The organism is Actinophytocola sp., from assembly GCF_035634895.1.
Lineage (GTDB): Bacteria > Actinomycetota > Actinomycetes > Mycobacteriales > Pseudonocardiaceae > Actinophytocola.
In genome coordinates this window covers 1-12,755 of sequence record NZ_DASQCC010000230.1, presented here as the reverse complement: position 1 = coordinate 12,755, position 12,755 = coordinate 1, and the positions used below count along the sequence as shown (strand labels likewise).

Here is a 12,755-nt window from a genome sequence, read left to right as displayed (position 1 = left end):
TCCCATGCGTCGAAAGTTCGTCGCCGCGCTGGCGATCGCCGCGCTCGCCGTCGCGGGCTGTGCGGGGCCGCGGCCCAGCAGCGGCGGCTCCGGCTCCTCCCTGAACGTCTACCTGTACCAGGAACCCGCCGGCCTGTTCGGTCCGCTCGCCCCGAGCAGCGGCCCGGACAACCAGGTGATGTCGTTCCTGTACGAGGGACTCCTCGGTGTCGACCCCGACTACAGGCTCCAGCCGAGGCTGGCCGAGAGCTACGAGGTGTCCTCGGACGCCACCACGTTCACCTTCAAGCTCCGCAAGGGTCTCAGGTGGAGCGACGGCAAGCCGTTCACCTCGAAGGACGTGCTGTACACCTACAAGCTGCTCGCCGACCCCAAGTCGGGCAGCGCCACGGCGGGGCTCTACACCGCGGTCGCCGGCGTCGCGGACTTCGTGGCGGGCAGGGCGACCGACATCGCCGGCTTCGAGGCGCCGGACGACGACACGTTCGTCATCAGGGCCACGTCGCCGAACTTCGGTCTCGTCTCGCAGATCGGCATCGCCTACATCCTGCCGGCGCACGTCCTGTCCGGCACGCCGTCCGCCGACATCGCGAAGAACGACTTCTTCCACGAGCCGAAGGTGACCATCGGGCCGTACAGGTTCGTCGAGTACCGGGCGAACCAGTACGTGCACGTGACCGCGAACCCGAACTACCGCAGCCCGGCCAAGATCAAGGACGTGTACCTCAAGCCGATGACCTCCGACGCCGCCACCGCGCAGCTGGGCAACGGCGGCATCGACATCGCGTCCTACTCGCCGACCGACATCGACACCGTCGCCGGGTTCGACGGAGTGTCCACACAGGAGAAGGTGGGCGCCGGGTTCGTGCGCATCGCGCTGAACCAGGCCAAGGACTACTTCGCCGACGTGCGGGTGCGGCAGGCCTTCCTGTACGCCATCGACCGCGAGCAGATCGTGAAGACCGTACTGGCCGGCAAGGCCGACGTCCGGCTCTCGGACTTCGCCAAGGACAACGAGCCGAGCGGGCTCGACGAGTACTCCTACGACCCGGCCAAGGCCAGGCAGCTGCTCGCCCAGGCCGGGTGGGACCCCAACCGCGCCATCAACCTGCAGTGGGTGCAGGGCCAGCGTGACCGCGACGCGACGTCGACGATCGTGCAGAACCAGCTCGCCGCCGTCGGGGTGAAGGTGAACCTGGTCAACGTCCAGGCCGCGCAGATCTCCAAGAGCTACCAGGACAAGTCGTACGACATGACGCTCTACGGCGGCGGCAACTACGCGATCGACTCGTCGAGCGTCATCTACATCACCGCCTGCGCGCAGCGGTTCCCCGCGGGTGGCAACATCAACCAGTTCTGCGACCCGACGCTGGACGACCTGATGAGCCGCGCCAACGCGACCGTCGACGACAAGGAGCGCAAGTCGCTCTACGACCAGGCCGCCAAGGAGGAGAACAAGCAGGCGGACCTGATGTGGCTGTACTCGCCCAACGGGTTGTGGGGCGTGCGCGACAAGGTCAAGGGCTTCAGGGCGCCCGGCTCCCAGGACTCCGGGTTCTACGACCCGGCGAGCTGGAGCATCGCGGGTTGAACCACGAGGGTGGCGGGCACGGTGCCCGCCACCCGTCCACCCCGAGTGAGCGAAGGGAGGCGAGATGGGCGCATACCTGGTGCGGCGGCTGGCGACCAACGTGCTGGTGTTCTTCCTGATCACCGTCGCGATCTTCTGGCTGGTGCACAAGGCGCCCGGCGATCCGATCGCGATGCGGATCCCGGCCGACCAGCTCAACTCCGGCAGCGCCGAGTACATCGCGGAGCAGCGGCACGCGCTCGGCCTGGACCGGCCGGTGTTCGTGCAGTACTGGTTCTGGCTGACGAGTGCCCTCCAGGGCGACCTCGGCTACTCCCTGCTCAACGGGCGTCCCGTCACCGAGCTGCTCGGGGAGCGGATCGGCCCGACCGTGGAGCTGATGCTCATCGGCCTGGTGATCTCGCTGCTCGTCGCGTTCCCGCTCGGCATCCTGGCCGCGCGGCGGAGGAACTCGGTCTGGGACTACGGCACCGCGGTGGTGAGCCTCGGGTCGGTGTCCATCCCGGTGTTCTTCATCGGCCTGCTCGCGATCTACGTGTGCACGCTGCGGTTCCAGTGGCTGCCGTCGGCCGGTATCGCCGACCCGGCCAACCCCGGCCTCCTCGACTCGATCCGGCATCTGGTGCTGCCCGCGGTGGTGCTCGGCATCGCCAACACCGGGACCTACCTGCGCTACATCCGTGGCAGCATGATCACCGAGCTGGGTGCGGACTACGTGCGCACGGCCGAGGCCAAGGGCGCCTCGCCGCGCCGGGTCGTGTACCGGCACGCGCTGCGCAACTCGCTGATCCCGGTGCTGACCGTGATCGCGTCCAACATGGGGCAGCTGCTCGCGGGCGCGGTCGTCATCGAGCAGGTGTTCGCGTGGCCCGGCATGGGCCAGCTCGCGGTCAGCTCGGTCCGGCAGCAGGACTACTCGGTGATCATCGGTTTCGCGTTGTTGGTCGCGATCCTGGTGCTGCTGTTCAACCTCCTGGCCGACGTCCTCTACACCGTCGTGGACCCGAGGGTGAGGCTGCGATGACCGACATCCCCGCCGGCCTGCCGGCCGAGCCCACAGCGTCGTCCACCGTGGGTGCGCGGACGCCGTGGCGGACCGGGTTGCGTAGGTTCCGCCGGCATCCGCTCGCGCCGGCCAGCGTGGTGTTCCTGCTGCTGGTGATCGTCGGCGCCGTGTTCGCCGGGGTGATCTCCGGGCATGATCCCAATGCGATCGACCTGGTGCACGCGCGTGCGGCGCCGTCCGGCGCGCACTGGCTCGGCACCGACCCGACCGGCCGTGACGTGTTCTCCCGGCTCCTGCACGCCGCCCGGGTCTCCCTCGGTGTCGGGCTCTCCGCCGCGGCGCTCGCGGTCGTGCTGGGCGCGGTGCTCGGCAGCCTCGCCGGTCTGCTCGGCCGCTGGGTGGACACGGCGGTGATGCGGCTGGCCGACATCTTCATGTCGTTCCCGAGCCTGGTCGTCATCGTGGTTGTGGCCGGCGTGCTCGGGCCCAGCGTGCCGACCCTGGTCATCGCGATCGGGGCGTTCCAGTGGCCGACGTGCGGCCGGATCGTCCGCGGCGTGACGCTGTCGCTGCGTGAGCACGAGTACCTGCTCGCCGCGCGGGCCGCGGGCGCCGGGCAGGGCTGGCTCATGGCCCGGCACGTCATTCCGGCCGCGCTGCCGCCGATCTGCGTGGCCGCCACGTTCGCCACCGCGCAGGCGGTCGGGATGGAGGCCACGTTCTCGTTCCTCGGCCTCGGCATCCAGCCACCGACGGCCAGCTGGGGGAACATGCTCACCGACGCGCAGAGCCTGACCGTGATCGCGAGCCAGCCCTGGCTGTGGCTCTCGCCGGGCATCGCGGTCGCCCTCACCGTCCTGGCCGTCAACTTCATCGGCGACGGCCTCCGCGACGCCGTGGATCCGAGGCAGGCATGACCGAGCCACTTCTGCGGATCGACGCCCTGACGGTGGACTTCCCGACCGACGACGGGGTGGTGCACGCGGTCGACGGAGTCTCGTTCGACGTGTTCCCCGGTGAGATCGTCGCCGTGGTGGGGGAGTCGGGGTCCGGCAAGAGCGTCACAGCCATGTCCGTGCTGCGGCTGCTGCGGGAGCCACCGGCGCGGGTGAGCGCCGGCGCGCTGACCTTCCGCGACCGCGACCTGCGGGCCATGTCGCGTGCCGAGCTGCGGAAGGTCCGTGGCGGGCCGGTCGGCATGATCTTCCAGGACCCGATGACCGCGCTGAACCCGGTGATGACCATCGGCGACCAGATCGCCGAGGCCGTGCTCCTGCACCAGTCCACCCGCGACCGGAAGGCCGCGCGCCGCCGCGCCGTCGAGCTGCTGCGGCTCGTGGGCGTGCCGGACGCCGAACAGCGGGCCAGGCAGTACCCGCACGAGTTCTCCGGCGGCATGCGGCAGCGCGCGATGATCGCGATGGCCATCGCCAACGACCCGGACCTGATCATCGCCGACGAGCCGACCACCGCTCTCGACGTGACGATCCAGGCACAGGTGCTGGAGCTGGTCCGCAAGGCACAGCGCGAGTCCGGCGCCGCGACCGTCCTGATCACCCACGACCTGGGCGTGGTCGCCGAGCTGGCCGACCGGGTGGTGGTCATGTACGCGGGCCGGGTGGCCGAGACCGCCACGGTCGAGGACCTGTTCGCGTCGCCGAGGCACCCCTACACGGTGGGGCTGCTGAAGAGCCTGCCCAGAGTGGACACCGCGACGGACGAGCTGTACGCCATCCCCGGCAACCCGCCGAACATGATCGCCCCGCCGGCCGGGTGCCCGTTCCACCCACGCTGCCCGCTGGCGCGGGACCGCTGCGTGACGGACCGCCCCGAACTACGCGAGGTGGGGGACGGCCGCCAGAGTGCCTGTCACTACGCCGAGGAGGTGGGCCCGTGACTCTTCTCAGGGTCGAGGGCCTGTCCAAGCACTTCCCCATCCGCAGGGGAGTCCTGCGCCGCACGGTCGGCCACCTCCGGGCCGTCGACGGCGTGGACCTCGAACTGGACGCCGGCGAGACGCTGTCGCTGGTGGGGGAGTCGGGCTGCGGGAAGTCCACCACCGGCCGGCTGCTCGTCCGGCTGATGGAGCCGACCGCGGGCCGCATCGAGTTCGACGGGGACGACCTGTCCACCCTGTCCCAGAAGCAGTTGCGCCCGCGGCGGCGGGACATCCAGATCATGTTCCAGGACCCCTACGCCTCGCTGAGCCCGCGGATGACCGTCCACGACATCATCGCCGAACCACTCCGCGTGCAGGGGCGCTACCGGGACGGCGGTTCCGACCGTGTCACGGAGCTGCTCGACATGGTCGGCCTGCGCCCCGAGCACGCACGCCGCTACGCACACGAGTTCTCCGGCGGGCAGCGCCAGCGCGTCGGGCTCGCCAGGGCGCTCGCACTGGACCCGAAGCTGATCGTGCTGGACGAGCCGGTCAGCGCGCTGGACGTCAGCGTCCAGGCACAGGTGATCAACCAGCTCCGCGCACTGCAGCAGCGGCTCGGCCTCGCGTACCTGTTCATCTCCCACAACCTGTCGGTGGTCCGGCACATCTCCCACCGCGTCGCCGTGATGTACCTCGGCGGCATCGTGGAGACCGGCACGCGGGCGGACATCTTCACGCGCCCGACCCACCCGTACACGCAGGCCCTGCTCTCCGCGATCCCAGTGCCCGACCCGGTGGGCAGGGCGGGCCGGGAGCGGATCACCCTGACCGGTGACGTGCCGAGCCCGAGCAACCCGCCGAGCGGGTGTCGCTTCCGGACGCGGTGCTGGAAGGCGCAGGATGTCTGCGCGCAGGAGGCGCCCGCGCTCGCCGACCGGCTCGGCGTCGGGCACCCGAGTGCGTGCCACTTCCCCGAAGTCACTCCACCTAGGAGCGTGTGATGGCCCGTACGACCCGACAGGTGTCGGTCGACGACTCGAAACCCGCGTCGGCGAACTACCACGCCAACGCGCTCGCCCGTGGCCTCGCGCTGCTCGAGATGCTGGCCGCGGCGTCGGAACCGTTGACACTCAGCGACTTCAGCGACGCCACGGCGTTGCCCAAGAGCACCCTCGTGCGCCTGCTGGCCGTGCTGACCGAGATGGAGTACATCGTCCGCATCGACGAGCGGCCGTCCTACCGGCTCGGCCACAAGGTGCACCGGCTCGCCAGCTCGTACGTGTCCACACTGGATCTCACGGTCGTGGCGCAGGAGTACCTCAGGCCGGTCGCCGCCGGCACCGGGCAGACCGCGAACCTCGGCGTGCTCGACGGCGACCAGGTGCTGCACATCGGCGTCGCGGAGCCGGACCGGCCGCTGCGGTTCACCACCGCGCTCGGCTCCCGCGACCACACGTACTGCACCGGGCTGGGCAAGGTCCTGCTGTCCGGCCTGACCGAGGAGCAGGTGGCGCGCACCGTGCCGGCCGAGCCGTTCGCGGCGTTCACCGAGCACACCATCACGTCCATCGAGGACCTGTACCGCGACCTGCGCAGGACCACCCGCCGCGGCTACGCGCTCGACGACAACGAGCGCAGCAGCGGCCTGCGGTGCGTCGCGGTGCCGGTACGGGTCGGCGGGGACTGCCTGGCCGCGCTGTCGGTGTCCGGGCCGGCCGGCGAGTTCGGCACCACCAAGCAGCACGAGTACGTCGCGGCACTGGCCGAGGTGGTCGAGAAGATGGCGGTCGACCCGGACTTCACGACGGCGTTGCGGATCGTGCACCGGTCGCTGCGGTCGGCCGGCGCGTGACCCGGGGAACCGTTCGACCATGACGACACGGAGCCGCGATCCAGGTCTCGCGTTGACCGGGGGGCTGGTCGTCGACGGCACCGGCACGCCCGGCCGGTACGCCTCGGTCCTGGTGCGGGACGGCCGGATCGCGGCCGTCGGCGACGCCGTGCCCCCGGACGTCCCGCACGTCGACGTGTCCGGCCGGGTCGTCTGCCCCGGGTTCGTCGACATCCACACCCACTCCGACCTGACGCTGCTGTCCGACCCGCGTGCGCTCAGCAAGGTGCGCCAGGGCGTCACCACCGAGGTGGTCGGCAACTGCGGGCTCGGCGTCGCGGCGCCGGCGGAGCACGACCTGCGCGCGGCCGTCGGCTACCTCGACCTGGACCCGTCCGTGGCCTGGACGTGGTCGGACCTGGCGGGCTACCTCGACGCGGTCGCCGCGGCCGGGCCGGGCGTGAACGTGGCGGCGCTGGCCGGTCACCTGCCGCTGCACGCGCGGGTGTGCGGGTTCGGCGACACCCCCGCCACCGCGGCCGAGCTGGACACGATGCGCGGGCTGCTGCGTGACGCGTTGGACGCGGGCGCGGTCGGGCTGTCGACCGGCCTGGTCTACGCGCCGCTGCCGTTCGTGGCCGACGACGAGCTGGTCGCGCTGGCCGAGGTCACGGCGGCGGCCGGCAAGGTCTTCGCGTGGCACGTGCGCAGCTACGACGACGGCTTGGTCGACTCGGTCACCCAGGCGGTCTCGGTCGCCCGCCGGACGGGGTGCCGCACGCAGATCTCGCACCTCGCCGCGGTGGGCAGGCGAAACTGGGGCGCGGTGCGGCACGCGCTCGACCTGGTCGACGCGGCCAACGCGGACGGCTGCTCGGTCGGCGTCGACATCTACCCGTACCTGCACGGCAACGCGCCACTGGCCCAGCTCCTGCCGGCCTGGGCACAGGAGGGCGGCGCCGACGCGTGGCCGTCCCGCCTCCTCGACCAGGACGTGCGTGCGCGCATCCGTGCCGAGTGGCGGACGCGTCCCACCACCTGGGACGAGATCACCATCAGCTGGACGGCCAGGCCGGTGCCCGCGCTGGGCCGCACCGTCGCGGAGCTGGGTGGCGACGAGGCCGCTCTCGATCTGCTCGCCTCGCTCGGCGCCGGCGTGATGATGACCGCCGGCGGCCGCAGCGACGACGACCTGCGGACGGTCCTCGCGCATCCGAGCGCCGTCGTCGCCTCGGACGGGCAGGCGCTCGACCCGGACGGCGTCACCGGCGCCGGCGTGCCGCACCCACGCAGCTACGGCTGCTTCCCCCGCTACCTGACCCGGTACGCCGCGGACCTGCCCGACGCCATCCGCCGCTGCACGTCCGCGCCCGCCGCGCGGGTCGGGCTCACCGACCGCGGCGTCCTGTCCGCCGGCGCGCCGGCGGACGTCGTCGTGTTCGACCCGGCCCGGCTCGCCGACACGGCGACGTTCACCGCCCCGCACTCCTTCGCCGCCGGCATCGACCTGGTCCTCGTGAACGGCGCGGTCGCCGTCGACGGCGGCGGGCACACCGGCACGCGGGCCGGCCGAGTACTCCGAGGAGCCGCATGCTGATCGACGTGCACACCCACTGTCACCTCAGCGCGCACTGGGGCTGCGAGTGGCACCGGAACTGGCGGCCGGTCTACGGCACGGACTACCCGGACAACACGCCGGCGCAGTACGACGAGGCGATGGCGGCGGCCGGCGTCGACCTCGCGTTCGTGTTCGGCATGCGGGCGACCCGCGCCGGGGTGATCACCCCGAACGAGTTCGTCGAGAGGTTCTGCGCCGAGACGGCCACGAACACGGTCGGTTTCATGGCGCTGGACCTGTCCGACGCCGACGTGCTGGACCAGCTCGCCGACGGCATCGCCCGCGGCCTCGGCGGGATCAAGCTGTACCCGGTGCTCGCGCACTTCGACCCGCGCGACCCCGCCCACGACCCGTTCTTCCGCGCCGCCACCGAGGCGGGCCTGATCGTGCTGTGGCACATGGGCGCCACCCCCAGCCCCGAGGGCCGCCTGGACCTGTCCGAGCCGCTGCTGGTCGACGACGTGGCGCGGCGGCACCCGGGCCTGCGGCAGATCATCGCGCACCTCGGGCATCCGTGGCAGCGCGAGACGATCGTCGTGCTCCGCAAGAACCGCAACGTGTTCGGCGACGTGTCGGCCGCGTGGGCCCGCCCGCTCGACGGGTTCCTCGCGCTGGTGCGTGCCCAGGAGTGGGACGTCGTGCCGAAGCTGCTGTTCGGCTCCGACTATCCGATGTGGACACCGGCCGAGGCGGTGACCGGGCTGCGGGAGCTGGCCACCATGCGGCCGTCCGGCTACCCCGCGGTCCGGCCCGAGACCGTCGAGTGGCTGGTGGACGGCGACCCACGCGCGGCATTGGGGCTGGCCTGATGGACCTGCGCGAGCTGGCCACCCCGGCACTGCTGGTCGACGTCGACCGCCTGGACGCCAACGTCGCGGCCATGGCGGCGTCGTTCGCCGGCTCCGGGGTGGCGTTGCGGCCACACGTGAAGACGTCCAAGTGCTGGGAGGTCGTCCGCAGGCAGCTCGCCGCGGGTGCCGCCGGGGTGACCTGCTCGACCCCCGCCGAGGTGGCGTGGCTGAGTGGCCGAGGCGTGCGGAACCTGTTGTGGGCCAACGTTCCGGTTGGTCCCGGCCGGGTGGCGCTCGCCGTCGCGACCCCGGGGCTGACGGTCACGCTCGACTCGGTCGAGGCGGCGCGCCCGCTGTCCGCCGCGGCGGCCGCGGCCGGGGTGACGGTCCCGTTCCTGCTGGAGGTGAACACCGGGCACGCGCGGCTGGGCGTGGAACCGGAGCGGGCCGCCGGGACGGCCGCGGAGCTCGCCGCCCTGCCCGGGTTGCGGCTGCGTGGCGTGCTGACCCACGAGGGCCACCTCGCGGCGTCCCCGGACCGGCCGGCGCTGGAGAAGGCGGGCACCGCGGCGGGGGAGCGGCTCGTGGCCGTCGCCGCCGCGCTGCGGGCCGCGGGCCACACCGTCGACGTCGTGTCGGTCGGGTCGACGCCCGGCGCCACGTCGGCGCCGTTCGTCGCGGGCGTCACCGAGGCCCGGCCAGGGACGTACGTGTACTACGACGCCAACCAGGTGCGGCTGGGCAGCACCACCATCGACCGGTGCGCGCTGACCGTGCTCGCGCGGGTCGTCTCGGTCCAGCGCGACGGGCGGGCGATCATCGACGCCGGCGTCAAGGCGATGAGCTCCGACGCGGTCGCCGCGGCGGGCTCCGTCGGCGTCGTCGTCGGCCCCGGCGGCGAGCCGTTGCCCGACGTCACCTTCGCCGAGGCCAACGAGGAACACGGATTCCTGTGCCACGACGGCGGGTTCGCGGTCGGCGACGTCGTCCGCGTGGTGCCGAACCACGCCTGTGGCACCACGAACATGTGGAGCCACGCCCATGCCGTGCGCGGCACGACGGTGCTCGACGAGTGGCCGATCTCCGCGCGCTATTGACATGGAACGCCGTTTCACGTGTGCTCGACCCATGCGTGTTCCGAACGCCCGCCGGTTGGTCCAGGCCGCCGGCCGTGGCGGCACCCTCGCGCGGGCCACCCGTCCCTGACCAGCCGTGGGGGTGCCGTGCTGAGGATCGTCTTCACGCCCGACGACCTGGCGAGAACCAGGCTGAGCGCCGCCCCGCTGCCGATGTGGGAGCTGGTGCTGAGCCTGCACCGCCTGCGAAGACGCGACGGCGGGCCCTTCTTCGCGGACTGGTGGCGGTCGGTTCCGGTCGAGGTGCCGGCGGGCACGCGGCTGCTCACCGACCTGGTGCCGGCGGCCGGCTACTACGCCGACTTCCTCACCCCGAACGGCACGTCCCTGGCCGCGGGGCTGGCGACGCTGACGAGCACGCCGAAACGGCGGCTGCGCACGGACCTGGCGGTGCTCGCCGCCGAGCGGCCGCCGCCGTCCTGGACCGCGGGCCTCGCCGACGGCCGGCCGGACGTGCTGCGCCTGCTCGGTGACGCCGCCGGCCGGTACTTCGCGGCCTGCCTGGCGCCTTACTGGCCGCGAGTGCGGACGGCCGTGGCGCGGCAACGCGAGCTCCAGGCGTCGCTGCTCGCGAGCGGGGGAGTGGAGCGCCTGCTGCGGGAGCTGCACCCGACCGCGCGGTGGGCGTACCCGGTGCTGGAGCTGGCCTATCCGGTGGCCCGTGAGCTGCGGCTGGACGGCCGCGGCCTGCTGCTGGTGCCGTCGTTCTTCTGCTGGGGAGCACCGACGACGTTCCGCGACGACACGTTGGCCCCGACGCTCGTCTACCCGATCCGGCGTGCCCTGCCGGTCTCGGCTAACGCGCGCCGACCACTGTCCGACCTGGTCGGCCCGACCAGGTCGCGGGTGCTGGCGGCGATCCGGGAGAGCCCGTGCAACACCAAGGACCTGGCCACGCGGATCGGGGCCACGCCGCCGACCGCGAGCCGGCAGGTGTCGGTGCTGCGGTCGGCCGGGTTGGTCAGCAGCTGCCGCGCCGGCCAGTCGGTGCTCCACTCGCTCACGCCACAGGGGCGCGCGCTGCTGGCCGAATGAGGCAACTATTTCGCCTGGGGGGCAATGGCTTCCGGCGTCCGGCCCGCCGGCCCTAACGTCATGCCGCACTCGTGAGTGAGGAGTGGACATGGGACGATCTCGTTTGCTCGGATCCGCGCTGGCCGGTGGTCTGGTGGCCGGTGTCCTCATCTCGCCGGCCGAGCCCTCCGTCCGGCCCCTGGCCGACTGGACCGCTGCCCGGCTCGTGGCCAACGCCGGCTTCGAGGCCTCCGCGTCGGCCGTGAGCCAGTGGGACGTCACGGGATCCGGTGGCACCGCGATGGTCACCGCCGGCCCGGTGCACGGCGGGTCGGCGGCGTTGAAGGTCACCGACACCTCCGCCGGCACCGGCGGCAGCGTGTCGGTCCGCAGCCGGCCCGTCGCGGTCGTCCCGGGTGAGACGCTCACCGCGCACGCCTTCGCGCAACGTGTCGACCAAACTGCCGGGTCCCTGTACCTGGAGTACTGGCGCCCCGACGGCTCCCGCATCGACGGGGCCGTGGTGGCCACCGACGTCACCGGCGCGACCGGCTGGCAGGCCCTCACCGTCGGCGCGGTCGCGCCGGACGACGCCACGACCGCGACGGTTCTCGTCTACAGCAAGGAGTCCGCGCTCGGCACCACCGTGTGGGACGACGTCACGCTCGACTCGGCGCCGCCGCCGGCACGCAAGGTGCCCAACAGCTCGTTCGAGGACCTGCACGACTCGCCGCTGCCCTCGCCGTGGAGCGTCACCGGCAGCGCGCAGCTCGTCTCGTCCCCGGTCCACACCGGCGACCGCGCGCTGCGCATGGTGGACGGCAGCGGCACTACCGGCGTGACGGCACTGAGCAAGGCGATTCCCGTGACGGGCGGCGAGACGCTCACCGCGACCGCCTGGTACCAGCTCACCAGCGGGCTCACCGGCTCGCTGTACCTGGAGTACCGCAAGGCCGACGGGTCCTCCTCGGACCCGTACAAGGCGCACGTGGACGTCACGGCCGGCTCCGGTTGGCGGCGGCTGACCGTGTCGAAGACGGCGCCGTCGGACGCGACCTCGGTGACGCTGCGGCTCTACAGCGAGAACGCGGACACCGGCACCACGGTGTGGGACGACGTGACCCTTCGATCCAGTGTGGACAGTCGGTACGCCGAGGCGGTCGGCACCGGGAGCGTGCTGTTCATCGGCGACCAACGCGTGGAGTCCTATACCGGCATGACCCGCGTGGTCGTCCGGGGCACGCCCAAAGGCGACACGTCGCTCACCGACGGCGCGACCGGGGTGGTGCTGGGCGGCGGGACGTGGGACGCCAACCCGCGGTTCGGCGGCGCCGTACTGAGGGAAACCGACGGCACGTACCGGATGTGGTACAACAGCGCCGCCGGGACGGGCCTCGCGACCAGCGCCGACGGTGTGCACTGGACGCGGTTCGGCACCGGCCCGGTCTCCGCGCACGGACCGGGCGGGATCGCGGAGAACCCCCGGTACGACCCGGGAAACGCGTCGAGCATGCGGTACTACACGCTCTACCCGAAGAACGGGCTGTACTCGGCGATGGCCTCGCGTGACGGCGTCACCTGGACCGATCTCAACGGTGGCAACACCGTCCTGCCCGGGTTCGACGTCGTGAACGTCGGCTGGGACCCGACGAACGGCGGCCGCTTCGTGGCGCTGAGCAAGCAGTACCCGACCGGCTCGCCCTACGGCGCACGGACCGTGTACACGTCGTTCAGCACGGACTTCGTGCACTGGACCGCGCCGCGGTTCGCGCTGGCGTCGGACGCCCTCGACCACGAGAAGGTGGCCGCCCGGTACCCGTCCCGCGCGGGCGCGTCGTCGGAGATCTACGGCATGGCCGGCATGCGCTACGGCGAGCAGTTCATCG

The 12,755-nt window shown here is 72.3% G+C and carries 11 protein-coding genes; all 11 read left to right on the top strand.

The window, feature by feature from the left end; genetic code table 11:
• Nucleotides 1-4 precede the first annotated feature (4 nt).
• Nucleotides 5-1,591 (top strand): ABC transporter substrate-binding protein, encoded by a 1,587-nt coding sequence (locus VET29_RS35670; RefSeq protein ID WP_324929138.1) that lies wholly within the window; start codon nucleotides 5-7, stop codon nucleotides 1,589-1,591.
• 64 nt (nucleotides 1,592-1,655) lie between these two features.
• Complete coding sequence (locus VET29_RS35665) at nucleotides 1,656-2,615, top strand: ABC transporter permease (RefSeq protein WP_324929136.1); 960 nt, start codon at nucleotides 1,656-1,658, stop codon at nucleotides 2,613-2,615.
• Nucleotides 2,612-3,514 (top strand): ABC transporter permease, encoded by a 903-nt coding sequence (locus VET29_RS35660; protein ID WP_324929134.1) that lies wholly within the window; start codon nucleotides 2,612-2,614, stop codon nucleotides 3,512-3,514. The genes VET29_RS35665 and VET29_RS35660 overlap by 4 nt, the downstream gene beginning before the upstream one ends.
• Complete coding sequence (locus VET29_RS35655) at nucleotides 3,511-4,494, top strand: ABC transporter ATP-binding protein (RefSeq protein ID WP_324929132.1); 984 nt, start codon at nucleotides 3,511-3,513, stop codon at nucleotides 4,492-4,494. The genes VET29_RS35660 and VET29_RS35655 overlap by 4 nt, the downstream gene beginning before the upstream one ends.
• Nucleotides 4,491-5,480: an oligopeptide/dipeptide ABC transporter ATP-binding protein gene (locus VET29_RS35650; RefSeq protein ID WP_324929130.1), complete on the top strand. Its 990-nt coding sequence runs from the start codon at nucleotides 4,491-4,493 to the stop codon at nucleotides 5,478-5,480. The genes VET29_RS35655 and VET29_RS35650 overlap by 4 nt, the downstream gene beginning before the upstream one ends.
• Nucleotides 5,480-6,331 (top strand): IclR family transcriptional regulator, encoded by an 852-nt coding sequence (locus tag VET29_RS35645; protein ID WP_324929129.1) that lies wholly within the window; start codon nucleotides 5,480-5,482, stop codon nucleotides 6,329-6,331. Before VET29_RS35650 ends, VET29_RS35645 begins: the two co-directional genes overlap by 1 nt.
• A gap of 19 nt (nucleotides 6,332-6,350) precedes the next feature.
• On the top strand, nucleotides 6,351-7,907 hold the full coding sequence (locus tag VET29_RS35640; protein WP_324929127.1) for a D-aminoacylase: 1,557 nt from the start codon (nucleotides 6,351-6,353) through the stop codon (nucleotides 7,905-7,907).
• The gene (locus VET29_RS35635; protein WP_324929125.1) at nucleotides 7,901-8,737 is read left to right on the top strand and encodes an amidohydrolase family protein; all 837 of its coding nucleotides are present in this window, start codon (nucleotides 7,901-7,903) and stop codon (nucleotides 8,735-8,737) included. Before VET29_RS35640 ends, VET29_RS35635 begins: the two co-directional genes overlap by 7 nt.
• A complete protein-coding gene (locus tag VET29_RS35630; protein ID WP_324929123.1) occupies nucleotides 8,737-9,816 on the top strand; it encodes an alanine racemase in 1,080 nt (359 codons plus the stop codon). The genes VET29_RS35635 and VET29_RS35630 overlap by 1 nt, the downstream gene beginning before the upstream one ends.
• Nucleotides 9,817-9,942: 126 nt before the next feature.
• On the top strand, nucleotides 9,943-10,890 hold the full coding sequence (locus VET29_RS35625) for a metalloregulator ArsR/SmtB family transcription factor (protein WP_324929121.1): 948 nt from the start codon (nucleotides 9,943-9,945) through the stop codon (nucleotides 10,888-10,890).
• An 88-nt stretch (nucleotides 10,891-10,978) separates the two neighbouring features.
• The coding region (locus tag VET29_RS35620) for a carbohydrate binding domain-containing protein (RefSeq protein ID WP_324929119.1) at nucleotides 10,979-12,755 on the top strand (1,777 nt) is incomplete at its 3' end.

Excerpts from the sequence above, each read along its gene's own strand:
- VET29_RS35670 (WP_324929138.1), top strand. The coding sequence starts at position 5 with ATGCGTCGAAAGTTCGTCGCCGCGCTGGCGATCGCCGCGCTCGCCGTC.
- VET29_RS35665 (WP_324929136.1), top strand. The coding sequence starts at position 1,656 with ATGGGCGCATACCTGGTGCGGCGGCTGGCGACCAACGTGCTGGTGTTC.
- VET29_RS35660 (WP_324929134.1), top strand. The coding sequence starts at position 2,612 with ATGACCGACATCCCCGCCGGCCTGCCGGCCGAGCCCACAGCGTCGTCC.
- VET29_RS35655 (WP_324929132.1), top strand. The coding sequence starts at position 3,511 with ATGACCGAGCCACTTCTGCGGATCGACGCCCTGACGGTGGACTTCCCG.
- VET29_RS35645 (WP_324929129.1), top strand. The coding sequence starts at position 5,480 with ATGGCCCGTACGACCCGACAGGTGTCGGTCGACGACTCGAAACCCGCG.
- VET29_RS35640 (WP_324929127.1), top strand. The coding sequence starts at position 6,351 with ATGACGACACGGAGCCGCGATCCAGGTCTCGCGTTGACCGGGGGGCTG.
- VET29_RS35635 (WP_324929125.1), top strand. The coding sequence starts at position 7,901 with ATGCTGATCGACGTGCACACCCACTGTCACCTCAGCGCGCACTGGGGC.
- VET29_RS35630 (WP_324929123.1), top strand. The coding sequence starts at position 8,737 with ATGGACCTGCGCGAGCTGGCCACCCCGGCACTGCTGGTCGACGTCGAC.